The 23,201-nt window shown below is 62.1% G+C and carries 18 protein-coding genes and 1 pseudogene; 11 read left to right on the top strand and 8 right to left on the bottom strand.

Annotated features, from left to right (window positions below; all coding sequences use genetic code 11):
- Position 1 precedes the first annotated feature (1 nt).
- Positions 2 to 610, bottom strand: coding sequence for a transcriptional repressor LexA (lexA, locus tag NR164_RS28490; RefSeq protein ID WP_003172575.1), 609 nt, complete (start codon positions 608 to 610; stop codon positions 2 to 4).
- 263 nt (positions 611 to 873) lie between these two features.
- Here lexA and NR164_RS28495 point away from each other — a divergent pair, with 263 nt between their 5' ends.
- Both NR164_RS28495 and nagZ read left to right on the top strand, forming a co-directional pair.
- On the top strand, positions 874 to 1,581 hold the full coding sequence (locus NR164_RS28495) for a TetR/AcrR family transcriptional regulator (RefSeq protein WP_046384321.1): 708 nt from the start codon (positions 874 to 876) through the stop codon (positions 1,579 to 1,581).
- Positions 1,582 to 1,724: 143 nt separating this feature from the next.
- Positions 1,725 to 2,735 (top strand): beta-N-acetylhexosaminidase, encoded by a 1,011-nt coding sequence (nagZ, locus tag NR164_RS28500; protein ID WP_256823564.1) that lies wholly within the window; start codon positions 1,725 to 1,727, stop codon positions 2,733 to 2,735.
- A gap of 111 nt (positions 2,736 to 2,846) precedes the next feature.
- Here nagZ and NR164_RS28505 read toward each other — a convergent pair whose 3' ends face one another.
- Genes NR164_RS28505 through mfd form a run of 3 tightly spaced genes read right to left on the bottom strand, consistent with a single transcriptional unit; the run spans position 2,847 to position 9,577 of the window.
- Positions 2,847 to 5,540 carry a DEAD/DEAH box helicase gene (locus NR164_RS28505; RefSeq protein ID WP_046384319.1) on the bottom strand — a complete coding sequence of 898 codons (2,694 nt, stop codon included), beginning with the start codon at positions 5,538 to 5,540 and terminating at the stop codon, positions 2,847 to 2,849.
- Between the two features lie 9 nt (positions 5,541 to 5,549).
- Complete coding sequence (locus NR164_RS28510) at positions 5,550 to 6,116, bottom strand: CsiV family protein (RefSeq protein ID WP_256823565.1); 567 nt, start codon at positions 6,114 to 6,116, stop codon at positions 5,550 to 5,552.
- 11 nt (positions 6,117 to 6,127) lie between these two features.
- A complete protein-coding gene (gene mfd / locus NR164_RS28515) occupies positions 6,128 to 9,577 on the bottom strand; it encodes a transcription-repair coupling factor (protein ID WP_256823566.1) in 3,450 nt (1,149 codons plus the stop codon).
- Between the two features lie 340 nt (positions 9,578 to 9,917).
- On the opposite strand from mfd, the gene NR164_RS28520 reads away from it, so the two are divergent.
- The 3 genes from NR164_RS28520 (at position 9,918) to sthA (ending at position 14,262) form a co-directional block, all read left to right on the top strand.
- Positions 9,918 to 11,381: a glyceraldehyde-3-phosphate dehydrogenase gene (locus NR164_RS28520; RefSeq protein ID WP_046384318.1), complete on the top strand. Its 1,464-nt coding sequence runs from the start codon at positions 9,918 to 9,920 to the stop codon at positions 11,379 to 11,381.
- Positions 11,382 to 11,668: 287 nt separating this feature from the next.
- Positions 11,669 to 12,679 carry an FAD:protein FMN transferase gene (locus tag NR164_RS28525; protein ID WP_090234783.1) on the top strand — a complete coding sequence of 337 codons (1,011 nt, stop codon included), beginning with the start codon at positions 11,669 to 11,671 and terminating at the stop codon, positions 12,677 to 12,679.
- Positions 12,680 to 12,867: 188 nt separating this feature from the next.
- A complete protein-coding gene (gene sthA, locus NR164_RS28530; RefSeq protein ID WP_046384317.1) occupies positions 12,868 to 14,262 on the top strand; it encodes a Si-specific NAD(P)(+) transhydrogenase in 1,395 nt (464 codons plus the stop codon).
- Between the two features lie 42 nt (positions 14,263 to 14,304).
- Here sthA and NR164_RS28535 read toward each other — a convergent pair whose 3' ends face one another.
- Positions 14,305 to 15,027 (bottom strand): glycerophosphodiester phosphodiesterase, encoded by a 723-nt coding sequence (locus NR164_RS28535; protein WP_017848786.1) that lies wholly within the window; start codon positions 15,025 to 15,027, stop codon positions 14,305 to 14,307.
- A 44-nt stretch (positions 15,028 to 15,071) separates the two neighbouring features.
- Positions 15,072 to 15,656, bottom strand: a complete 585-nt coding sequence (locus NR164_RS28540) for a PilZ domain-containing protein (protein ID WP_046490432.1) — start codon at positions 15,654 to 15,656, stop codon at positions 15,072 to 15,074.
- Positions 15,657 to 15,750: 94 nt separating this feature from the next.
- Here NR164_RS28540 and NR164_RS28545 point away from each other — a divergent pair, with 94 nt between their 5' ends.
- The 3 genes from NR164_RS28545 to NR164_RS28555 are packed head-to-tail and all read left to right on the top strand — an operon-like array spanning position 15,751 to position 18,997.
- Positions 15,751 to 17,001 carry a lipoprotein-releasing ABC transporter permease subunit gene (locus NR164_RS28545; RefSeq protein ID WP_026140246.1) on the top strand — a complete coding sequence of 417 codons (1,251 nt, stop codon included), beginning with the start codon at positions 15,751 to 15,753 and terminating at the stop codon, positions 16,999 to 17,001.
- A 7-nt stretch (positions 17,002 to 17,008) separates the two neighbouring features.
- Positions 17,009 to 17,692: a lipoprotein-releasing ABC transporter ATP-binding protein LolD gene (gene lolD, locus NR164_RS28550; protein ID WP_017477213.1), complete on the top strand. Its 684-nt coding sequence runs from the start codon at positions 17,009 to 17,011 to the stop codon at positions 17,690 to 17,692.
- A 60-nt stretch (positions 17,693 to 17,752) separates the two neighbouring features.
- Positions 17,753 to 18,997, top strand: a complete 1,245-nt coding sequence (locus NR164_RS28555) for a lipoprotein-releasing ABC transporter permease subunit (RefSeq protein ID WP_046384315.1) — start codon at positions 17,753 to 17,755, stop codon at positions 18,995 to 18,997.
- A 56-nt stretch (positions 18,998 to 19,053) separates the two neighbouring features.
- Here NR164_RS28555 and NR164_RS28560 read toward each other — a convergent pair whose 3' ends face one another.
- Together NR164_RS28560 and NR164_RS28565 are read right to left on the bottom strand one after the other, a co-directional pair.
- Entirely contained in the window at positions 19,054 to 20,457 is a 1,404-nt protein-coding gene (locus NR164_RS28560; protein ID WP_256823568.1) for a heavy metal sensor histidine kinase, read from the bottom strand.
- Entirely contained in the window at positions 20,454 to 21,134 is a 681-nt protein-coding gene (locus NR164_RS28565; RefSeq protein WP_046384314.1) for a heavy metal response regulator transcription factor, read from the bottom strand. Before NR164_RS28565 ends, NR164_RS28560 begins: the two co-directional genes overlap by 4 nt.
- Positions 21,135 to 21,290: 156 nt before the next feature.
- Here NR164_RS28565 and NR164_RS28570 point away from each other — a divergent pair, with 156 nt between their 5' ends.
- The 3 genes and pseudogenes from NR164_RS28570 to NR164_RS28580 form a co-directional block, all read left to right on the top strand.
- Positions 21,291 to 21,848, top strand: coding sequence for a plastocyanin/azurin family copper-binding protein (locus tag NR164_RS28570; protein WP_256823567.1), 558 nt, complete (start codon positions 21,291 to 21,293; stop codon positions 21,846 to 21,848).
- Positions 21,849 to 21,943: 95 nt separating this feature from the next.
- On the top strand, positions 21,944 to 22,774 hold the full coding sequence (gene queF / locus NR164_RS28575; protein ID WP_046490437.1) for an NADPH-dependent 7-cyano-7-deazaguanine reductase QueF: 831 nt from the start codon (positions 21,944 to 21,946) through the stop codon (positions 22,772 to 22,774).
- A 115-nt stretch (positions 22,775 to 22,889) separates the two neighbouring features.
- Positions 22,890 to 23,111, top strand: a pseudogene (locus NR164_RS28580) (NADPH-dependent 7-cyano-7-deazaguanine reductase QueF); the annotation flags it as partial.
- Between the last annotated feature and the right edge of the window lie 90 nt (positions 23,112 to 23,201).

A 23,201-nucleotide genomic window follows, 5' to 3' on the forward strand; every position in this document is an offset into this window, starting at 1 on the left:
TTTAGCGGCGAATGACGCCGACGCTCAGGCCTTCGATCACCAGGTCCTGGTCTTTCAGGTTGACTTCGATCGGGGCGAACTCAGGGTTCTCGGCCAGGAGCCAGACCTTGCTGCCTTCGCGCTTGAAGCGTTTGACGGTGACTTCATCGCCGATGCGGGCGACGACGATCTGGCCGTTACGGGCTTCACGAGTGGTGTGGACGGCCAGCAGGTCACCGTCGAAAATGCCCACGTCCTTCATGCTCATGCCATGCACCCGCAACAGGTAGTCGGCGCGAGGGTGGAAGAAGGTCGGGTTGATGTTGCAGGATTCCTCGACGTGCTGTTGCGCCAGGATCGGCGCGCCGGCAGCGACGCGGCCGATGATCGGCAGGGTCGATTCGTCGGCCTTGGCTTCGAAACCGGGGATGCGAATGCCCCGCGAAGCGCCCGGGGTCATCTCGATCGCGCCTTTGCGAGCGAGGGCCTTGAGGTGTTCTTCGGCGGCGTTGGGGGATTTGAACCCCAGTTCCAGCGCAATTTCCGCGCGCGTCGGCGGGTAGCCGTTGTCGTCGAGGCAGCGCTTGATAAAAGCCAGAATCTCAGCTTGGCGTGGCGTCAGTTTTAGCATGTTGATCGCTCTGTCTTTTTATACAGTGACTGGGATTATATACAGTGGACTGCGCTTGGCAATCATCCTTTTTTGCGCGTCCGCTGGACGGTCATTCGTCAGCCCTCCTACAACGCAAAGACAGCGCTGCCTACAGAGTTGAAAGGATGTGATTAAATAGCGTTCAAATAGATGACTGCCTGGCCGGAAAGCGAACCCACAGGCTTGACAAGACACAAGCTGAAACGTATGTTTCAAACAAGTGTTTGTCAGGCGGAGTAGCCATGGCCCAGTCGGAAACCGTTGAACGCATTCTCGATGCTGCCGAGCAATTGTTCGCGGAAAAAGGATTTGCTGAAACCTCATTGCGGCTGATCACCAGCAAGGCCGGGGTCAACCTCGCCGCCGTGAACTACCATTTCGGCTCGAAAAAAGCCCTGATCCAGGCGGTGTTCTCGCGTTTCCTGGGGCCGTTCTGCGCCAGTCTCGACCGTGAGCTCGAACGCCGCCAGGCCAAGGCCGACCATAAGCCAAGCCTGGAAGAACTGCTGGAAATCCTCGTTGAGCAAGCGCTGGTGGTGCAGCCACGCAGCGGCAACGACCTGTCGATCTTCATGCGCCTGTTGGGCCTGGCGTTCAGCCAGAGCCAGGGCCACCTGCGCCGCTACCTGGAAGACATGTACGGCAAGGTGTTCCGCCGCTATATGTTGCTGGTCAACGAAGCCGCCCCGCGCATCCCGCCGATCGAATTGTTCTGGCGCGTACACTTCATGCTTGGCGCTGCGGCATTCAGCATGTCCGGGATCAAGGCCTTGCGGGCGATTGCCGAGACCGACTTTGGCGTCAACACCTCCATCGAGCAGGTGATGCGCCTGATGGTGCCGTTCCTCGCTGCCGGCATGCGCGCCGAAACCGGCGTGACCGACCAGACCATGGCCGCCGCGCAATTGCGTCCGCGCAGCAAATCGACGCCAATCCCCGCGAAGGTTTGACCGCCCCGGGTGTGCGCGGCCGCCAGCATCCGCTAAGCTAGCCGCCCATGCCGAATTCAGCTATTTACTCGCAACCCATTGCTCTTGCCGCGCCCGTCGCGCCGCGAGGGCAATGGGTTGTGTGCGTTATTTAAGGAAGGTTTATGACTGCTGCCCTGCAAGGTTCTTTGATGGTCGACGTTGCCGGTACCTGGCTGACGGCCGAGGATCGCCACCTGTTGCGCCAGCCTGAGGTGGGCGGGCTGATCATTTTTGCGCGCAATATCGAGCATCCGCGCCAGGTGCGGGAATTGAGCGCGGCGATTCGTGTCGTGCGCCCGGACCTGCTGCTGGCGGTCGACCAGGAGGGCGGTCGCGTGCAGCGCCTGCGCCAGGGTTTTGTGCGCCTGCCGGCCATGCGCGCGCTGGCGGATCACCCTAACGCCGAATACCTCGCCGAACAGTGTGGCTGGATCATGGCCACTGAAGTCCTGGCCGTCGGCCTGGACCTGAGCTTCGCCCCCGTGCTGGACCTGGACTACCAGCGCAGCGCCGTGGTCGGCAGCCGTTCCTTCGAGGGCAACCCCGAGCGCGCCGCGGTGCTTGCCGGGGCGTTTATCCGCGGCATGAACAGCGCCGGCATGGCCGCCACCGGCAAGCACTTCCCGGGGCACGGGTGGGCTGAGGCCGATTCCCACGTTGCGATTCCCAATGACGAACGCAGCCTGGAACAGATTCGCGCCAATGACCTGGTACCTTTCGCACGCCTGAGCCGGCAATTGGCTGCGGTGATGCCAGCCCACGTCATTTACCCGCAAGTCGACGCCCAGCCGGCCGGTTTCTCGCGCCGCTGGTTGCAGGACATCCTGCGCGGCGAATTGCAATTTGACGGGGTGATTTTCAGCGACGACCTGTCCATGGCTGGTGCCCACGTGGTTGGGGATGCGGCCAGCCGAATTGAAGCCGCACTGACGGCGGGGTGCGACATGGGCCTGGTGTGCAACGATCGGGCGGCTGCCGAACTGGCGCTGAGCGCGGCCCAGCGGATGAAGGTCACGCCATCGGCGCGGATCGCACGGATGCGTGGGCAGGCGGTTGCGTCGACGGAGTATAAGCAAGACCCGCGTTGGCTGGTGGCGCTCGGCGCGTTGCGGGATGCGCAGTTGATCGATTGAAACGGCGGCGCGCCTATCGCGGGTAAGCCCGCTCCTACACTTGATTGCGTACATTCTGTCGAAGTGCGGTCGAATGTGGCGGCGCGCTGGCCCGCGAGGGCGATCTAACCGTCAGCGTTTTTCTTGTTTGTTGGGCAGCGGCGCAAACAGCGCCTCGATCTCTTCGTTGCCCAGCTGCCAATCCCCGGTGGTCCGCCCGTCCAGCACGCCCGCTGCAAGGTCGGACTTTTCTTTCTGCAGGTGCTGGATTTTCTCCTCCACCGTGCCCCGTGCAATCATCTTGTAGACGAACACCGGCTTCTCCTGGCCGATGCGATACGCACGGTCGGTGGCCTGGTTTTCCGTGGCCGGGTTCCACCACGGGTCATAGTGGATCACAGTGTCGGCTTCGGTCAGGTTGAGTCCTACGCCACCTGCCTTCAGGCTGATCAGAAAGATCTGCAGCTTGCCGCTCTGGAAGTCTTTCACCGGCGTGCGCCGATCGCGGGTCTGGCCGGTCAGCAGCGCGTAGGCGACACCGCGTTTTTTCAGCTCGAGTTCAATCAGGCTCAGCATCGAGGTGAACTGGGAGAACAACAGAATCCGGCGGCCTTCGGCAAACAGCTCTTCGAGCATTTCCATCAAGCTGTCGAGCTTGCCCGAGCTGCTGCCGCGCGTTGGCAGGGTGGCATCGTTGACCAGGCGCAAATCGCAGCACACCTGGCGCAGCTTGAGCAGCGCTTCAAGAATGATGATCTGGCTGCGCGCCACGCCTTTGCGGGTGATCTCATCGCGGACTTTTTTGTCCATGGCCAGGCGCATGGTTTCGTACACGTCGCGCTGGGCTTCATTGAGCTCGACCCAGTGGATGATCTCGGTTTTCGGCGGTAATTCCGTCGCCACCTGTTCCTTGGTACGGCGCAGCAGGAACGGTTTGATCCGACCGTTCAGGTGCTGCAATCGCACATCGCTGGCGCGTTTTTCAATCGGCACGCGGTAGTCGCGGTTGAAGCTTTTCACGTCGCCCAACCAGCCCGGCAACAGGAAGTGGAACAGCGACCACAGCTCGCCCAGGTGGTTTTCCAGCGGGGTGCCGCTCAGGCACAGGCGCTGCCGTGCGTTCAGCTCACGCGCCGCCTGGGCCGCCTTGCTCGAAGGGTTCTTGATGTACTGCGCTTCGTCGAGGATCAGCACATGCAAGGGCAGGGCGGCGAGTTGCTCGATGTCTTTGGGCAGCAACGCATACGTGGTCAGCAGCAGGTCGTAGTCCTGCAGGTTTGCGAAGTGCTTTTTGCGGGTGGCGCCATACAGCGCCAGGACCTTGAGTTGCGGCGTGAAGTGCGCGGCCTCGTCGAGCCAGTTGGGGATCAGGCTGGTAGGCATCACCACCATGCACGGGCGGTCCAGGCGCCCGGCGATCTTCTCGCTGAGAATATGCGCCAAGGTCTGTAAGGTTTTGCCCAGGCCCATGTCGTCCGCAAGAATGCCGCCCACTTCCAGCTGGCGCAGTGACTGCATCCAGCTCAAGCCCTCCAGCTGATAGGGGCGCAAGGTCGCGTTCAAGCCTTCGGGCGCGACGCAGGTGAAATCCTTGATGTCGCGCAGGCGCTGGGCGAAGGTGCGGATCTTCTCGCCGCCTTCCCATTGCAGCGGCAGGTCTTCCAGCGGGTTGAGGCGGATCGCGTCGGCCTTGGCCAGGCGCAGCGTGGTGGTGCCGGGTTCCTGCAGGTAGAACTCGCCGAGGGTGGCCAGGACGGGTTTCAGACGGCCGTAGGGCAGCGCCACTTGCAGCGGGCCGTGGCCACCGTTGGGCAGGCCGGGGATGTTGACCAGGATCAGCTCGTCATCGCGGCGGCGTGCGAGTTTTTCCGGGTTGAGGATTTCGGTGTGCGAACGCATCAGGTTGAGCAGGATCGGCAGCAGGCTCAGGCGTTCGCCGTTGACGATGATCCCCAGTTCCAGGTCGAACCAGTCGCGCTCCGGCCCTTCGTCGACGGTGGCATACCAGTCGTCCACCGGGCTCAGGTCGAAGCCGAAGTCGTCGTCGATCTGCAACTCCCAACCTTCGGCCCGCAGTGTCGGCGATGCGTTGAGGGTGAAGTTCAGCCAGGCGCTGTCATTGATCATCTCGAACAGTTCGCCGGCACTTTCCGGCAACGCTTTGCTCTGGCGCGTGGCGATCTTGAAACCGAGCAGGCGCAGTTGTTCGCGATAGCGCTGTTCCAGCTCGGGGTGCCGCTTGATCCGCAGGCTCTGGGTTTCCTGGCGGACGATGATGTCGGCGTTCTTTTGCCCGCTGACGTAGTTGCCCAGATAGTTGAACGACAGCGCCGCACGGTGCTGGATATAGCGCTGCATCTTGCCGTTGCGCGGCTCGAACGCGCTGAACGCGACACTGGCCAGCCATAGGCGCGGCACGGGCAGCACGTCATCCATCACCACTTGCGGCAGCACCACGCGGTTGTCCAGCACGGCCTGGAGTTTTTCCAGCAGTTCGGCGTCCTGGGCCGCCGCCGGGTAGGCCAGGGTTTCCTGGACCTTGAGCAGCACCGCCGCGATGTGTTTGCAGTTGGTGTGTACCGGGCAGGTGCAGCGGCTGTCCACCAGGATCAGCGTGCCCTTGGCCGATTCGCGCAACGAGATGGTCTGCCGGTAGACGTTGCTGCCCGAGCCTTCGCAACTGGCGATGATGGTGCTGTCGCCCGACTCGACGATGCGTACCCGGTTCTCCAAGGCATAGCGCCGCCCGCGCTCCAGGCTTTGTTCTTTGAAGCGATTGGCCCACGAAGGGGCCAGGGGCTTGGTGAGCGGCGACGTCAGGGGCATGGCGCTGGATCAGTCCTGAAAGTCGACGGGCGGTGCGCTGGGCTGTTTGGCGGTCAACGAAGTGATCTTGATCAGCAGCGCCAGGTGGCCGCCATCCAGGTAGTTGAGCTGGTTGTTCTTGGTCCGCACGTCTTTCTGCGCCAGATGCTCGCTGGCGATGACGCTGCCGTTGCCGTCGAACTGGTTGATCCAGAAGTCCGCGTCGATATCGGTAAAGCGCCCCAGTTGCAGGCTCAGCACACCCTCGAGGGGAAACTGACCGAACTGCTCCCGGCCGTCGGTGATCGCGATTTTTACCGGCTGCTCACCGAGGTTCTGTTCCCAGGCCTTGTGCGCCAGCACCGTGTAGTTGGCGTCTGCGCGGAGTTTTTCGACGATCGTGCCCAGGCGCGCCGGGCTGCTTCTGTCGCCCAGGCGCTCGGCGCCGGCATCCCAGTCTTCCGGCGCGGCGCGGCTGTTGATCACCGGCTCCGCGTTCTGGCGCACCAGGACCATTTCCACTTGGTACAGGCTGTCGGCAAACGCCGAAGGTGCGAGTACCACTAATAACAAGCTCAGAATGCGAAACACGCGCATTGGGGCGTCCTTCAAACAGATTTCGGGATGAGGCGCTCAAACAGCGCCTCCAAGGTATTGAAGCGTTCTTCGGCACGTTCCATCGGCACCATGAACTTGAACAGCGTAGCCCCTTCGAACTTGTACCGGTTGGGCTGGCCCTGGATCAGCTTGATCAGCACCAACGGGTCCACCGGCGTCTGCGCTTCGAACTCGATGCGCCCGCCCTGCGGCCCGGCGTCGACCTTCTTGATCCCCAGTTGCTCGGCCTGCAGTTTGAGCAGGGTCAGGCGCACCAGGTTCTTGGTCGGTTCCGGCAACAGGCCGAAGCGATCGATCATCTCCACCTGCAGGTCCTTGAGGCCTTCTTCATCGGTGGCCGAGGCGATGCGCTTGTACAGGATCAGTCGCGCGTGGACATCCGGCAGGTAGTCTTCGGGGATCAATGCCGGCAAGCGCAGGTTGATCTCCGGACCGCCGCCCAGGGGTTGGTCGAGGTTCGGTTGCTCGCCCTTGCGGATGGCTTTCACCGCGCGTTCGAGCATCTCCATATATAAGGTGAAGCCCACGGCCTGGATCTGCCCGCTCTGGCCGTCGCCGAGCAGTTCGCCGGCGCCACGGATTTCCAGGTCGTTGGTGGCCAGCACAAAGCCGGCGCCCAGGTCCTGGGTGTTGGCGATGGCTTCCAGGCGTTTTTCCGCATCGCCGGTGATTTGCTGGCGCGGTGGCGTCAGCAGGTAGGCGTAGGCCTGGTGGTGACTGCGTCCGACGCGGCCGCGCAGTTGATGCAGTTGTGCCAGGCCGAACTTGTCGGCGCGCTCGATGATGATGGTGTTGGCGCTCGGCACGTCGATGCCGGTCTCGATGATGGTCGAGGCGATCAGCACGTTGAAGCGCTTGTGGTAGAAGTCGCTCATCACCTGTTCGAGGTCGCGCTCGCGCATTTGCCCGTGGCCGATGGCGATGCGTGCTTCCGGCACCAGTGCGGCGAGGTCGGCGGCGCATTTCTCGATGGTTTTCACATCGTTGTGCAGGTAATACACCTGCCCGCCGCGCAGCAATTCGCGCAGCAGCGCTTCCTTGACCGTGCTGTTGTTCTGCTCCATCACGAAGGTGCGTACCGACAGGCGCCGCGCCGGTGGCGTGGCGATGATCGACAGGTCGCGCATGCCCGACACCGCCATGTTCAGCGTGCGCGGAATCGGCGTGGCGGTGAGGGTCAGAATGTCGACTTCGCTGCGCAGGGCCTTGAGCTGTTCTTTCTGACGCACCCCGAAGCGGTGTTCTTCGTCGATGATCACCAGGCCCAGGTTCTTGATCTTCACATCGTCCGACAGCAGCTTGTGGGTGCCGATCACGATGTCGATCTTGCCCTCCGCCAGGTCGGCGACGGCGGCGTTCACTTCCTTGGCGGATTTGAAACGGCTCATCACTTCCACGGTCACCGGCCAGTCGGCAAAGCGGTCGCGAAAGCTGTTGTAGTGCTGCTGGGCGAGCAGGGTAGTCGGCACCAGGATCGCCACTTGCTTGCCGCCATGCACCGCGATGAAGGCTGCGCGCATCGCCACTTCGGTCTTGCCGAAGCCCACGTCGCCGCACACCAGGCGGTCCATCGGCTTGGGCGCGAGCATGTCGGCGCGCACGGCTTCGATGGTGGTTTGCTGGTCCGGGGTTTCTTCGAAGGCGAAGCCGGCGCTGAAGGTGGCGTAGTCGGCTTTCGGGTCGGCGAACGCATAACCCTCGCGGGCGGCGCGACGGGCATAGATGTCGAGCAGCTCGGCGGCGACGTCGCGCACCTGTTCGGCGGCCTTGCGCTTGGCTTTCTGCCAGGTCTCGGAACCCAGGCGGTGCAACGGCGCCAGAGCGTCGTCGCTGCCGGTGTAGCGGGCGATCAGGTGCAGGTTGGCCACCGGCACATACAGCTTGGCGCCTTCGGCGTATTCCATGGTGAGGAATTCGGCGGCCTGGTTGTCGATTTCCAGCGTTTGCAGGCCCAGGTAGCGGCCGACGCCGTGGTCGATATGCACCACCGGCGCGCCTTCGCGCAGTTCGGTGAGGTTTTTGATCACCGCGTCGTTGTTGGCGTCGGCGCGTTTTTCGCGGCGACGGCGCTGCATCACCCGTTGCCCGAACAGTGGGCTTTCGGCGATCAGCGCCAGGGCCGGATCGTCCAGCAACAGGCCTTCATCCAGCGGCGCAATGGTGATCGCCAGGCGCTCTTTGCCGGCGACGAAGTCCGGCCAGCTGTCGACGGTTTTCGGGCGCAGCTTCAGGCGTTCCAGCAGCTCCAGCAGCACTTCGCGGCGCCCGGCCGATTCGGCGGTAAACAACACGCGCCCGGCGAAATCGCCGAGGAAGTTGGACAGCGCTTCGAGCGGCTGGCTGGCCTTGGCTTCAATCGCCAGGTTCGGCAGGTTTTGCGCGGGGAAGCGCGTGCGGCCGCTGCCTGCGTCCACATCCTCTTGGCTGGCGACCACGCGCGGCCAGTTTTTCAGGCGGGCGAAGCAGTCTTCCACCGGCAGGAACAGTTCGGCGGGCGGTAATAAAGGACGGGACGGATCGACGCGACGCTCTTCATAGCGGTTGCGCACGTCGCTCCAGAAGTTTTCCGCCGCCTGCTCGATGCCCGGCAGCGAGAACACCTGGGTGTCCTGGGGCAGGTAGTCGAACAGGGTGGAGGTTTCGTCGAAGAACAGCGGCAGGTAGTACTCGATACCGGCGGGGGGAATCCCGCTGCTCAAGTCCTGGAAGATCGGGCAGCGGCGGAAGTCGACGTCGAAGCGTTCGCGAAAGCGCGCCTTGAAACGCGTCACCGCGTCTTTCTGCAGCGGGAATTCCCGCGCCGGCAGCAGTTTGATCGACTCGACTTTGTCGATGGAGCGCTGGTTTTCCGGATCGAAGGTGCGCAGGGTCTCGATTTCGTCATCGAACAGGTCGATGCGGTACGGCAACTTGCTGCCCATCGGGAACAGGTCGATCAGCGCACCGCGCACCGCGAATTCACCGTGCTCGTACACCGTGTCGACGCAGCGGTAGCCGCTGGCTTCCAGGCGTGTACGCATTTGCTCCACGTCGAGCTTCTGGCCGATATCCAGCACCAGGCTGCTGCCCAGCAGGAACTTGGTCGGCGCCAGGCGGTGCAGCGCCGTGGTGATCGGCACCACCAGCACGCCGTGGACCAGTTCAGGCAGGCGGTACAGGCTGGCGATGCGCTGGGAAATGATGTCCTGGTGCGGCGAGAACAGGTCGTAGGGCAGGGTTTCCCAGTCGGGAAAATGCAGCACCGGCAAATCGGGGGCGAAGAAGCTCAGCTCCTGCTCCAGCCGTTCGGCGCTTTGGCTGTCGGCGGTAAGCAGCAGGGTAAAGCGCTTGGCTGCGCTGGCAGCCTCGGCGATGGCCAGGCTCAGGGCGGCACCGGGCAAATTGCCCCAGTGCTGTTTACCTGCCGCGGCAGGGAGTTGCGGTAGACGCAGAACGGGCACGGAAGGTTGAGCTCCAAGCGTTGCGACAAAGTCGGTAATTGTAACGGCCCGAGGTGCCGCCTGTCAGTTGCTGACTGAGCCTATTACGGTTTGCGGGAAATGTGGTGGCTAAGACAAACAATGGCGCGTTTTGACTCAATATGTAGTGCCAAAATGCATATAGTTTTCGGAGGGTTACGGACAAGTCGTGCTGCCCGCTCCACTAGTGGCCTTCTGGAACCCGCGTATTTACTGGGCTGCAGCGAGGTGGCTTTTTTGGGTAAGCGCTTTTTGTTGTAGGACGCGCATTGCTCCGGGGGCGGCCGGGCGGCATAATGTAGCCCCTTTTTTCAGCCCCTACATGTGGAAGGTTCCCGTGACTCAGAAGCCCGACCAGTGTCTTGGTGAATGGATCGACCGTGAAGCACTCGCTGAAGCGATGATCCCGCTTATCGGTCAGCTGTACCGCAATAACAATGTGGTGAGCTCGATCTATGGCCGCAGTCTGATCAACCAGTCAGTCATCGCGATTCTCAAGGCGCATCGCTTTGCTCGCCATCGTTCGACCAACGACAGCGAACTCTCCGTCCACGAAACATTCCCTCTGCTCAAAGCCATGAGCGAGCTCAAGCTCGGCGCGGCTTCGGTAGACCTGGGCAAGTTGGCCGCCAAGTTCCGCGCTGAAGCCAACGGCCGTTCCGTCGAGCAATTCGTGCGTGAAGAAATGGCCGACGTGGTCGGCAAGCAGAACGCCTCCGCCCGTAAAGGCACTGACGTTGTGCTCTACGGCTTCGGTCGTATCGGCCGCCTGCTGGCACGCATCCTGATCGGTAAAACCGGTGGCGGCGACGGCCTGCGCCTGCGCGCCATCGTGGTACGCAAGGGCGCCGAGAACGACCTGGCCAAGCGCGCGAGCCTCTTGCGTCGCGACTCGGTACACGGTCCGTTCAACGGCACCATCGTCATCGACGAAGAAAACAACACCATCACCGCCAACGGTAACCTGATCCAGGTGATCTACGCGAAGAACCCGACCGAGGTGGATTACACCCAGTACGGCATCAAGGACGCCCTGCTGGTGGATAACACCGGCGTATGGCGCGACGCCGAAGGCCTGGGCCAGCACCTGACCTGCCCGGGCGTTGCCCGCGTTGTCCTGACCGCGCCTGGCAAAGGCAAGCTGAAGAACATCGTTCACGGCATCAACCACACGGAAATCACCGCTGACGACAAGATCGTGTCCGCCGCTTCCTGCACCACCAACGCCATCGTGCCGGTGCTGAAGGCAGTCAATGACAAGTTCGGCATCATCAACGGCCACGTCGAAACCGTTCACTCGTACACCAACGACCAGAACCTGATCGACAACTTCCACAAGGGCAATCGCCGTGGTCGCAGCGCCGCGCTGAACATGGTGATCACCGAGACCGGTGCCGCCACCGCTGCCGCCAAGGCCCTGCCTGAGCTGGCCGGCAAGCTGACCGGTAACGCGATCCGCGTGCCGACGCCTAACGTGTCGATGGCCATTCTCAACCTGAACCTTGAGAAAGCCGCTACCCGCGACGAGATGAACGAGTACCTGCGCTACATGGCGCTGCACTCCGATCTGCATAAGCAAATCGACTTCGTCAACTCCCAGGAAGTGGTCTCCACCGACTTCGTTGGCTCGCGCCACGCCGGTGTGGTGGACGCGGAAGCGACCATTACCCAGGACAACCGTGTTGTGCTGTACGTGTGGTACGACAACGAGTTCGGCTACAGCTGCCAGGTCGTTCGCGTGATGGAAGACATGGCTGGGGTCAACCCGCCTGCATTCCCGCGCTAAGCGTCCAGGTTGAATGAAAAAGCCCCGACTGGTTCGGGGCTTTTTTCTGCCTGTGGGTTTCGGGTGTCTGGGAGGCATCGCGCGCAAGCCCGCGCCCACAGGGGCATGCATTTTTTCAGGCGATACGCCGTCAACTGTGGCCGGCCAAGGTGAGACGATCCGCCTCATTGGTGAGCGCCGGGAGTGCGAACATCGGCCATAAACAGATAACGGCATGCCGCATAATGGGCGGTCCTGCCAGGGTGTGTGCCTGCGGGTTAATTCACTTTTCGACGGCGATCAGGTTTATGGGCAATCTGCGACAGATAGCGATGGTGTGCGGTTTTGCGGCGCTGGCCGGCTGTGGCGGCGATACGCTGGAGCAGTTTGGGGGGCCGACCATGGGCAGCACCTATTCGATCCAGTATGTCAGAAGCTCGACGGCACCTACGCCGAAAGAGCTGCAGCGCCAGGTGGAAAAAATCCTGGGGGATGTCGACCGACAGATGTCGACCTACCGCAGCGACTCGGATATCGAGCGTTTCAACAATCTGCCGGCCAATAGCTGTCAGCCGATGCCTGCGCCGGTGCTGCAACTGGTGCGTACCGGCGAGCAACTGTCCCAGGCCAGCGCGGGTGCGTTCGACCTGACGGTGGAGCCGCTGCTGAACCTGTGGGGGTTCGGGCCCCAGGCCCGGCAACTCAAGGTGCCGGACGCCGCGACGCTGGCCGAGGTGCGTCAACGGGTCGGTCACCAGCATCTGCGCATCGACGGCGAACAGCTGTGCAAGGACGCCGCCGTCGAGGTCGACTTCAACAGCATTGCTGCCGGTTACGCGGTGGATCGTATCGCCGAGCTGTTGAGCGGCTTGGGTATCCATCACTACCTCGCCGAAGCCACCGGCGAACTCAAGGCTGCCGGCCACAAACCGGATGGTTCGCCCTGGCGCGTCGCGCTGGAAGAGCCTCGCGATGACCAACAGGTCGCCGAAAAAATCATCCGCGTAGACGGCTTTGGTGTGTCCACATCGGGTGACTATCGTAATTATTTCCAGCAGGGTGGTCGGCGCTATTCCCACACCCTGGATGCGCGGACCGGCGCGCCGATTACCCATCAACTGGCATCGGTGACAGTGTTGCACCCGTCGGCGCTGATGGCCGATGGGTTGTCGACGTTGCTGTTGATTCTTGGGCCGGAGCAAGGCTGGGATTACGCCGAACAGCACCAGATCGCCGCGTTTTTTGTGCAGCGCGAGGGGGATGTTTTTGTCACGCGCAGTAATCAGGCGTTCGAACAGATGACCGCTGTGAAACCGTAATCCACGCTGTGTAGTAAAGGCAAAACTGGCCTACGACGCGACCAAGGGTTAATGTGCGCGGCGTTGAGCCTTATATAGACTGTGCCCCGGTTCACACACTTGAGCCAAATTGTCCTTCATGACCGCTGGCCGCGGCATGATTTAGCCAGGCGTCAAACCGCGCGCCTGGCCTGTTCTGAGGAGTACGCATGGCTGTCTACAACTACGACGTGGTAGTACTGGGTTCCGGCCCGGCTGGAGAAGGTGCGGCGATGAACGCCGCGAAGGCAGGGCGCAAGGTGGCAATGGTCGATAGCCGTCGCCAGGTCGGCGGAAACTGCACCCACCTGGGCACCATCCCGTCCAAGGCCTTGCGTCACTCAGTGCGCCAGATCATGCAGTTCAATACCAATCCGATGTTCCGGGCCATTGGCGAGCCGCGTTGGTTTTCGTTCCCGGACGTGCTCAAAAGTGCGGAAAAAGTCATCGCCAAGCAGGTGGCGTCGCGGACCGGCTATTACGCCCGTAACCGTGTCGACCTGTTCTTCGGCACCGGCAGCTTCGCCGACGAGCAAACCGTCGAAGTGGTCTGCTCCAACGGCGTGGTCGAGAAGCTGGTGGCCAAGCACATCATCATCGCTACCGGGTCGCGCCCGTATCGCCCGGTGGATATCGATTTCCTCCACCCGCGTATCTACGATAGCGACACCATCCTCAGCCTGGGCCATACCCCGCGCAAACTGATCATCTATGGCGCCGGCGTGATCGGCTGCGAATACGCCTCGATCTTCAGCGGCCTGGGGGTGCTGGTAGAGCTGGTGGACAACCGTGACCAGTTGCTGAGCTTCCTCGACTCGGAAATTTCCCAGGCGTTGAGTTATCACTTCAGCAACAACAACATCACCGTGCGCCACAACGAAGAGTACGAGCGCGTCGAAGGCCTGGACAACGGTGTGATCCTGCACCTCAAGTCCGGCAAGAAGATCAAGGCCGACGCCTTGCTGTGGTGCAACGGTCGTACCGGCAACACCGACAAGCTGGGCATGGAAAATGTCGGGGTCAAGGTCAACAACCGTGGCCAGATCGAAGTGGACGAGAACTATCGCACCTGCGTGTCGAATATCTACGGTGCCGGCGACGTGATCGGCTGGCCAAGCCTGGCCAGCGCCGCCCATGACCAGGGCCGTTCGGCCGCCGGCAGCATTGTCGACAATGGCAGCTGGCGCTATGTGAACGACGTGCCGACCGGGATCTACACGATTCCGGAGATCAGCTCGATCGGTAAGAACGAACACGAACTGACCAAGGCCAAGGTGCCTTACGAAGTGGGCAAGGCGTTCTTCAAGAGCATGGCGCGTGCGCAGATCGCCGGCGAGCCGCAAGGCATGCTGAAGATTCTGTTCCACCGTGAAACCCTGGAAGTCCTCGGCGTGCATTGCTTCGGCTACCAGGCTTCGGAGATCGTCCACATCGGCCAGGCCATCATGAACCAGCCGGGCGAGCAAAATACCCTCAAGTATTTCGTCAACACCACGTTCAACTACCCGACCATGGCGGAAGCCTATCGGGTCGCGGCCTACGACGGCCTCAACCGGCTTTTTTGAGCGGCTCCGGCCGGTGGCCTGAGCCGGCCGGGGAGACCGATTTCAGTAATTCTCGAGCGTGGCAGTGGCCAAACCGGGAAAGTCTGTAATCAGGCTATCTACGCCGAAGTCGGCGAGCCTGCGCATCAGCGCAGGTTCGTTGACTGTCCACACCGACACGTGCAATCCCTGGCGCTGGGCTTTTTCCAGACGCTCGGGGGTACACAACGTCCAGTTCAACGCCAGAAACTCACAGCCATAGTTTTGCGCGACCTTCAGCGGGTCGAGCCAGGCGTATTCGGCCACCAGCCCGCGCGACAGGTCCGGGGTGAGTTCCACTGCCGCTTTCAATACTTCCCGTGAGCTTGAGGTCACTGTGACCTTGTCCATGAGGCCGAAACGCACGGCCATTTCCCGGATCGCCAGCACGGTGGTCGCGGCGCGGGTGCGCGAGGCGCTTTTGACTTCCAGTTGCCAGTGATCGAAGTCGCACTTTTCAAACAGTTCTTCCAGGCGCGGGATCGGGCAGGGGTTGATCCAGCCGGGGCCGCCTTTGCGGGCGTCCATCTTCACCAGGTCTGCCGCCGAATACTCGACGACTTTGCCGCGCCGGTCGGCGGTGCGCTTGAGGGTCGGGTCGTGGATGACCATCAGTTCGCCGTCCATGGACAGGTGCAAATCCAATTCGCAACGGCGTACACCGTGCTTGAGGCACTGCTGGAAGCTGGTCAGGGTGTTTTCTGGTGCTTCGCCTTTGGCACCGCGGTGGCCGTAGATCAGGGTCACAGTTGCTCCTTTGCGCCAGGTCGTCTGGCGGGGTGAATACGAATTCAGGTGTCTTTGGCGTCGCTCTGTTCCCGCGCCAGGCGCCGTTGCTGCGCCTGTTTCTGCAGGATGTAGCGCGCCAGCAGTTGGCGTTGGGCGTCGGTCATCGATTCGAATTCCGTGCCAATGGCAAAAGCGCCGCCCTTGGCATCGCAATGGGTGACCCGCGCCCGTAACAGCAGGCCCAGCGCCTGGGGCATCAGCACCAGCTTGACCGCCAGGTGGGCATCGAGTGCCAGGGGCGTCGGGTGCTGGAAGTCGATGCCGCCTTCGGAAATGATCACCGGCTGCGGTGCGCCGACTTCATCCAGCAGGCCGCGCGCCATGATCTGGCTGAGCAGATCCAGGCGTTTGTTCTGGATTCGGAGGAGGGCGGCCAGGCTGCGATCTTTCTCGCTGAGCTGGCGCAACAGGTGTTGGGCTTCGAATTCGCTCAGGTGCAGTTCACTGAGTAGATTGAATAGCGGCGAATCATCCAGCAACACTTCCTTGCTCGCCGCTTCGGGGGCGGACAGGCTTTTGATTTGAAGTGCGATCATGTCGTCGATACGGTAGTATTCGCGGCGTTCTTCTTCATCTAATGTCGACATGGCGAACCCAAAGTAGCGGTAATGGTCTGAGTGTAAAGCTGCTTACCAGACCCCGCCACCGGGACGTCTTCTTTTCCTCCGAACAAGCCCCGACATGTTCAGACCTCTCTTCGTATTTATTGGCACGCGTTATACCCGTGCAAAGCGTCGCAATCATTTTGTGTCGTTCATTTCCTTGACCTCGATGATCGGTCTCGCCCTTGGCGTGGTCGTGATGATCGTGGTGTTGTCGGTGATGAACGGCTTCGATCATGAGATGCGTACCCGCGTGCTGGGCATGGTGCCCCACGCGACCATCGAGTCGGGTGAACCGATCAGCGACTGGCAAAGCCTGGCCGACAAGGTCAAGCAGAACCCCAAGGTCGTGGCCGTGGCGCCGTTCACCCAGATGCAAGGGTTGCTGACCCATGACGGCAAGGTGCAGAAAATCCTGCTCAATGCCATCGACCCGGTCCAGGAGCGCAAGGTCTCGATCATCGACAAGTTCATGCTGCAGGGCAAACTCGACGACCTGGCGCCCGGCAGCTTCGGTATCGTCATCGGCGACAAGGCCGCGGCCAAGCTCGGCGTGGGCATCGGCGACAAGCTGACCTTCGTCGCCCCGGAAGTCACCGTGACCCCGGCCGGCATGTTCCCGCGCATGAAGCGCTTTACCGTGGTCGGCACCTTCCACGTCGGCGCTGGCGAGATCGACGGCTACCTCGGCCTGACCAACCTCACCGACCTGGCGCGTCTGCATCGCTGGAAGCCGGACCAGGTGCAGGGCCTGCGCCTGAAGTTCAACGATTTGTTCGACGCCCCGCGCGGCGCCTGGGAAATCGCCCAGCACCTGGGTGAAAGCCAGTACTACGCCCGCGACTGGACCCGTACCCACGGCAACCTGTACCAGGCCATCCGCATGGAAAAAGCCATGATCGGCCTGCTGTTGCTGCTGATCGTCGCCGTCGCGGCCTTCAACATCATCTCCACCCTGGTGATGGTGGTGAACGACAAGAAGGGCGACATCGCCATCCTGCGTACCCTGGGCGCCACGCCGGGGCAGATCATGGCGATCTTCATGGTGCAGGGCACGGTGATCGGCGTGGTCGGCACCTTGATCGGCACCGCGCTGGGCATTCTGGCTGCGCTCAACGTCAGCGCTGCCATCGCCGGCCTCGAAACCCTGATCGGCCACAAGTTTCTCAATGCCGACGTCTATTTCATCGATTACTTGCCGTCCCAGGTTCAGGCCCAGGACGTGCTGATGGTGGGCGGCGCTGCGTTGGTCCTGAGTTTCCTTGCCACCCTGTATCCAGCCTGGCGCGCGGCACGTACCCAGCCAGCACAGGCCTTACGTTATGAGTGAATCGGGCATGAGTGAAAAAGCAATCCTGAGCTGCCGCAACCTGGGCAAGTCCTACGAGGAAGGTCCGGAATCGGTGGTGGTGTTGTCCAACCTGCAACTTGAGCTGCACCCCGGCGAGCGCGTGGCGATCGTCGGCAGTTCCGGTTCCGGCAAAAGTACCTTGCTCAACCTGTTGGGCGGCCTTGATACGCCGTCCCAGGGCAGCGTGTGGCTGGCCGGCGAAGAACTCTCGGCCCTCGGCGAAAAGGCCCGCGGCCAACTGCGCAACCGTTCGTTGGGTTTCGTGTACCAGTTCCACCACCTGTTGCCGGAGTTCACCGCCCTGGAAAACGTGTGCATGCCGCTGCTGATCGGCAAGACCGCGATCCCAGAGGCGCGCCAGCGTGCCAAGGCTTTGCTGGAGCGCGTTGGCCTCGGCCATCGCCTGGAGCACAAACCGGCCGAATTGTCCGGCGGTGAGCGCCAGCGTGTGGCGATTGCCCGCGCCCTGGTGAACAACCCGGGCCTGGTGATGCTCGACGAGCCGACCGGCAACCTCGATTCCCACACCGCCCAGGGCATCAAGGACTTGATGCTCGAACTGAGCACCCAGATGCGTACCGCGTTCCTGGTGGTGACCCATGACATGAGCATGGCCCGGCAGATGGACCGCGTACTGCACCTGCAGGAAGGTCATCTGGTCGCCATCTGACCTGTTTCAAGCCCGGTGCATGACGCCGGGTTTTTTCATTTTTTCAGGCGGTGCAAGCGAATGTTCAGACCGTTATCGATTTTCATCGGCACGCGCTATACCCGCGCCAAGCGCCGCAACCGTTTTGTTTCGTTTATCTCGATGACCTCGATGATCGGCCTCGCCCTGGGCGTGCTGGCGATGATCGTGGTGTTGTCGGTGATGAATGGCTTTCAACGCGAAATGAGCTCGCGCATCCTCGGCATGGTGCCTCACGCCACCATCGTCGGCGTGAACCCGATCGACAACTGGCAGCCGGTGGCCGCGGCCGCGATGAAGAATCCCGAAGTGACCGCCGCAGTACCGTTCACGCAGATGGACGGTATGTTCTCCTACAAGGGCGCGATGCAGCCGATCGAGATCAGCGGCGTCGACCCGGCCCAGGAAGGCAAGGTGTCGATCGTGGCCCAGCATATCGTCCAGGGCAAACTGGAAGACTTGAAACCCGGCGAGTTCGGCGTGGTGGTCGGTGAAATCACCGCGCGGCGCTTTCGCCTGAACGTGGGCGACAAGCTGACCCTGATCGTCCCGGAAATCAGCAGCGCGCCGGGTGGCATCACCCCGCGCATGCAGCGATTGAACGTGGTCGGTATCTTCAAGGTCGGCGCCGAGCTGGACGGTTCGATGGCGTTGATCCATATGGCCGACGCCGCAGAAATTCAGCATTGGCAGCCGAACCAGGTGCAGAGCGTGCGCCTGGCGGTGAAGGACTTGTACGCGGCGCCCAAGGTCTCGGCGGACATCGCCGCCAGCCTCGGTGCGGCCTACAAGGCGGATGACTGGACCCACACCCAGGGCAGCCTGTTCAGCGCGATGAAGATGGAAAAAACCATGATCGGCCTGCTGTTGCTGATGATCGTCGCGGTGGCGGCGTTCAACATCATTGCCACGTTGATCATGGTGGTGAACGACAAGGGCGCGGACATCGCGATCCTGCGGACCATCGGCGCCACGCCACGGCAGATCATGGCGATCTTCATGGTGCAGGGCACGGTGATCGGTATCATCGGCACCCTGATCGGCGGTGTGCTGGGCGTGATTGCGGCGCTCAACGTCAGTGAGCTGGTGGGTTGGCTGGAGCGCGTGAGCGGGCAGCATATCTTCAGTTCGGACGTGTACTTCGTCAGCAACCTGCCCTCGCAATTGCAGGGTGGGGATGTGCTGCTGATCTGCTCGGCCGGGTTTGTGTTGAGCTTTTTGGCCACGGTTTACCCGGCGTATCGGGCGGCGAAGATCGAGCCGGCGCATGCCCTCAGGTATTCGTAGGATTTAAGACCGCTATCGGGAGCAAGCCCCTCCCACATTTTGATCTGTGAATACATTCAAAATGTGGGAGGGAGCTTGCTCCCGATAGCGCCGGCACAGCTTGCATCAACCCCCCCTGGCAACTCGATCACAAACCGCGTCCACCCCGGCTCAGACTCGCAATAAATCCGCCCGCCATGCGTTCGCACAATCGACTGGGTAATCGCCAGCCCCAGCCCCGCGTGTTCACTGCTGCCTTCATGCCGTGCCGGGTCGGCCCGGTAGAAGCGGTCGAACAACCGCGGTAACACCTCCGCCGGAATGCCTTCGCCGCTGTTCTCCACTGTCAGCGTCACGCCTTGTGCGCCCTGCGCCAGACGCACCCGCACTTCGCCGCCCGCGGGTGTAAAGCGCAGCGCGTTATCCAGCAGGTTCGACAATGCCCGGCGCAACATGCCGCGATCGCCGGTTGTGTGAGCCATACCCTCGCGCACCAGGCTGACGTGCGCGTCTTCCGCCAGCAAGACGAAGAACTCCAGCAGCGCGTCCACTTCATCCGCGAGCCTCAACGGTTCGCGCGTGGGCGCCAACAGCCCGTGATCGGCCTTGGCCAGGTACAACATGTCGTTCACCAGTTGCGCCATCCACTGTAACTCTTCCAGATTGCTGTGCAGCGCCTCGCGGTAATCCTCCAGCGGGCGCGGCTGGGTGAGGATGACTTGGGTGTGGGTCAACAGGTTCGACAGGGGCGTGCGCAGTTCGTGGGCGATATCGGCGGAGAACGCCGAGAGGCGCTGGAACGCGTCGTCCAGTCGGCCCAGCATGGCGTTGAAGGCCTGGGCCAGTTCCGCCAGTTCCACCGGCATGCCCTGCTCGGGCAAACGCTGGGTCAGGGAGTGGGCCGACACGCTGGCGGCCACTTCGCCCATGCGCCGCAACGGTCGCAGCCCGCTGCGCGCCGCCCAGGCGCCGAGCAGCGCGGTGGCCAGGGCTGAGAGGCTGACCGTGAGCCAGATCAAATGCTGCATGCGTTGCAGGAAGTGCTGATGGTGGGTGATGTCGAGCATCAGGCTCAGTTGCGGCGAGTCGGGTTGGCCCGGCCTTAGCGGCGCGTTGTACACGCGGTAGTCGATGCCGGCGTTTTGCAGGCTGTGCAGGCCGGGCGACTCGGGCAGGGCAATGGTCGGCGCGCCGTCAAACCAGCGCTGGCCGGCGGCGGTGATGCGTACTGCGAGGTCGGGCTGGCGATTGAGCTCGGCACGCAGTTGCGCTTCGCGCTGGGCGAATAGCTGCGGTGAGTCGACGCCCTGCAAGGTGCTGCGCAGCGCCACCAGTTTGCTTTCGAGCAGTTGCTGGTCCAGCTCGACAAAATGCGCCTCGCTGGCCCGGTTGAACAGCACGCCGGCGAGCAACGAGACCACCGCGGTGCAGGCCGCAAACAACAGGGCCAGGCGGCTGGCCAGGGACAGTCGCTTGATCAACTGCATCGTTCCTCCAGCACATAACCCATGCCGCGCACGGTGTGGATGAGTTTATTGGGGAAGTTGTCGTCGATTTTCAGGCGTAGGCGGCGGATCGCCACTTCGATGATGTTGGTGTCGCTGTCAAAGTTCATGTCCCACACCTGGGACGCGATCAGCGACTTGGGCAATACTTCGCCCTGGCGCCGCAGCAGCAGTTCGAGCAGGGCGAACTCCTTGGCGGTGAGGTCGATGCGCTGGCCGTCGCGCTCGACGCGGCGACGGATCAGGTCCAGGCGCAGGTCGGCCAGTTGCAGGGTGGTTTCCTGCGGTGCGCTGCTGCCACGGCGCAACAGGCTACGCACCCGCGCAAGCAGTTCGGAGAAGGCGAACGGCTTGACCAGATAATCGTCGGCGCCCAGTTCCAGGCCGTGTACGCGGTCTTCCACTGCGTCGCGGGCGGTGAGAAACAGCACCGGGACGTCGAGGCCGGCGCTGCGCACGGCCTGTAGGATCTGCCAACCATTGCGACCGGGCAGCATCACATCGAGGATCAGCAGGTCGTAATCGCCGGTCAGCGCCAAGTGCTGGCCGCTGGTGCCGTCGGCCACCAGCTCGGTGGTAAAACCGGCTTCGGTCAGGCCTTGGCGCAGGTAATGGCCGGTTTTGGGTTGGTCTTCGACGATCAGCAGTTTCATGGGCAGCTCTTGGCGGCGGGTCACGTCAGGCTTTATACCGTGGTGGCCAGGGGAGGGGCGCAACCTGACAAAGTTGTAATCTAGCAGTCAGCTGGCTGGCAGCGCTGCAATCTTAGAGTGGTCCTCAGACTGATCCCACACCTTTGGAGAATTGAGATGGCATTGCGTACCCCCTTGTTGTTGGCGGGCTGCCTGTTGGCGTTGAGTGTCGGAGCAATGGCCGGCACGGCCCACACCTATGCGTTCGGCCAGCCGGCATCTGCCGATAAGGCCACGCGCACCGTGGAAGTGGTGCTGCAGGATATGTCCTTTTCGCCCAAGTCCCTGGACGTAAAGGCCGGTGAGACCGTGCGCTTTGTGCTGGTCAACAAAGGCCAGTTGCTCCATGAGTTCAACCTGGGCGATGCGGCCATGCATGCGGAGCATCAGAAGCAAATGATGCAGATGCAGGCCAGCGGCATGCTGAACGCCACCGGCATGGGCAAGATGGACCACGGCGCCATGGGCCACGGCGATATGAGCAATATGGGCAATATGGGCAATATGGGCAATATGGGCGGGATGAAGCACGATGACCCCAACAGTGTTCTGGTCGAACCGGGTAAAACCGCTGAGTTGACCTGGACCTTCAGCAAAGCCACCGGGTTGGAGTTTGCCTGCAATATTCCCGGGCACTACCAGGCGGGCATGGTTGGCAAGATCAACGTCGATTGAGCCGCTGCGGCAACTGACGGTGTCGATGCGGCGGTTGTTAGAGGCGGGGGCAAAGGCTGGTAGACTGGTGGGGTTAATTTAGCCAGGTTTCCGCCATGCATCCCGCAGCCGAACATTCGCCGCTGGGCAAGTCCAGTGAATACATCTCCACCTACACCCCTTCGTTGCTGTTCCCGATTCCGCGCGCCGCGAAATGGGCCGAGCTGGGCCTGAGCGCCGAGACCCTGCCGTACACGGGCGTGGATTTCTGGAACTGCTTCGAACTGTCCTGGCTGCTGCCTTCGGGCAAGCCGGTGGTGGCCATCGGTGAATTCAGCATTGCGGCCGACTCGCCGAATATCATCGAGTCCAAGTCCTTCAAGCTGTACCTCAACTCGCTGAACCAGACCGTGTTTGCCGATACGCAAAGTCTGGAGGCGACGTTGCGCACCGACCTCAGCGCTGCTGCCGGCAAGCCGGTGGGCGTGCGCGTGCGCAGCCTGGCCGAGGTTGAAGCCGAAGGCGTGGTGGCGTTGCCGGGAGTGTGCATCGATGACCTGGATATCAGCGTCAGCAACTACGAACATCCGCGTCCGGAACTGCTGCGTTGCGATGACTCGCGCATTGTCGAGGAGAGCGTGTACAGCCACCTGCTCAAATCCAACTGCCCGGTCACCAGCCAGCCCGACTGGGGCAGCGTGGCCGTGCAATACCGCGGCGCACAGCTGGATCACGCCAGCCTGTTGGAGTATTTGGTGAGCTTTCGCCAGCACTCGGACTTCCATGAGCAGTGCGTGGAGCGGATCTTCCTGGACCTGCAGCGCCTGCTGAAGCCGGAGAAGTTGACGGTATATGCGCGGTATGTGCGGCGGGGTGGGTTGGATATCAACCCGTATCGCAGTACTGAGGCGGTGCCGTTCCAGAACCTGCGCCTGGCGCGCCAGTAACCTTTACACAAACCAAAATGTGGGAGGGGGCTTGCCCCCGATAGCGGAGTGTCAGTCACAGTCTCTGTGCCTGACCCACTGCTATCGGGGGCAAGCCCCCTCCCACATCGCACAGCTGGATCACGCCAGCCTGTTGGAGTATCTGGTGAGCTTTCGCCAGCACTCGGACTTCCATGAGCAGTGCGTGGAGCGGATCTTCCTGGACTTGCAGCGCCTGCTGAAGCCGGAGAAGTTGACGGTATATGCGCGGTATGTGCGGCGGGGTGGGTTGGATATCAACCCGTATCGCAGTACTGAGGCGGTGCCGTTCCAGAACCTGCGCCTGGCGCGCCAGTAACCTTTACACAAACCAAAATGTGGGAGGGGGCTTGCCCCCGATAGCGGAGTGTCAGTCACAGTCTCTGTGCCTGACTCACCCCTATCGGGG

The organism is Pseudomonas sp. Pse79 (assembly GCF_024519615.1).
Taxonomy (GTDB): domain Bacteria; phylum Pseudomonadota; class Gammaproteobacteria; order Pseudomonadales; family Pseudomonadaceae; genus Aquipseudomonas; species Aquipseudomonas veronii.

Excerpts from the sequence above, each read along its gene's own strand:
- NR164_RS28545 (WP_026140246.1), top strand. The coding sequence starts at position 15,751 with ATGTTCAGACCTCTCTTCGTATTTATTGGCACGCGTTATACCCGTGCA.
- sthA (WP_046384317.1), top strand. The coding sequence starts at position 12,868 with ATGGCTGTCTACAACTACGACGTGGTAGTACTGGGTTCCGGCCCGGCT.
- NR164_RS28495 (WP_046384321.1), top strand. The coding sequence starts at position 874 with ATGGCCCAGTCGGAAACCGTTGAACGCATTCTCGATGCTGCCGAGCAA.
- NR164_RS28570 (WP_256823567.1), top strand. The coding sequence starts at position 21,291 with ATGGCATTGCGTACCCCCTTGTTGTTGGCGGGCTGCCTGTTGGCGTTG.
- lolD (WP_017477213.1), top strand. The coding sequence starts at position 17,009 with ATGAGTGAAAAAGCAATCCTGAGCTGCCGCAACCTGGGCAAGTCCTAC.
- NR164_RS28525 (WP_090234783.1), top strand. The coding sequence starts at position 11,669 with ATGGGCAATCTGCGACAGATAGCGATGGTGTGCGGTTTTGCGGCGCTG.
- NR164_RS28555 (WP_046384315.1), top strand. The coding sequence starts at position 17,753 with ATGTTCAGACCGTTATCGATTTTCATCGGCACGCGCTATACCCGCGCC.
- NR164_RS28510 (WP_256823565.1), bottom strand. The coding sequence starts at position 6,116 with ATGCGCGTGTTTCGCATTCTGAGCTTGTTATTAGTGGTACTCGCACCT.
- NR164_RS28505 (WP_046384319.1), bottom strand. The coding sequence starts at position 5,540 with ATGCCCCTGACGTCGCCGCTCACCAAGCCCCTGGCCCCTTCGTGGGCC.
- lexA (WP_003172575.1), bottom strand. The coding sequence starts at position 610 with ATGCTAAAACTGACGCCACGCCAAGCTGAGATTCTGGCTTTTATCAAG.
- NR164_RS28520 (WP_046384318.1), top strand. The coding sequence starts at position 9,918 with ATGTGGAAGGTTCCCGTGACTCAGAAGCCCGACCAGTGTCTTGGTGAA.
- NR164_RS28540 (WP_046490432.1), bottom strand. The coding sequence starts at position 15,656 with ATGTCGACATTAGATGAAGAAGAACGCCGCGAATACTACCGTATCGAC.
- nagZ (WP_256823564.1), top strand. The coding sequence starts at position 1,725 with ATGACTGCTGCCCTGCAAGGTTCTTTGATGGTCGACGTTGCCGGTACC.
- queF (WP_046490437.1), top strand. The coding sequence starts at position 21,944 with ATGCATCCCGCAGCCGAACATTCGCCGCTGGGCAAGTCCAGTGAATAC.
- NR164_RS28565 (WP_046384314.1), bottom strand. The coding sequence starts at position 21,134 with ATGAAACTGCTGATCGTCGAAGACCAACCCAAAACCGGCCATTACCTG.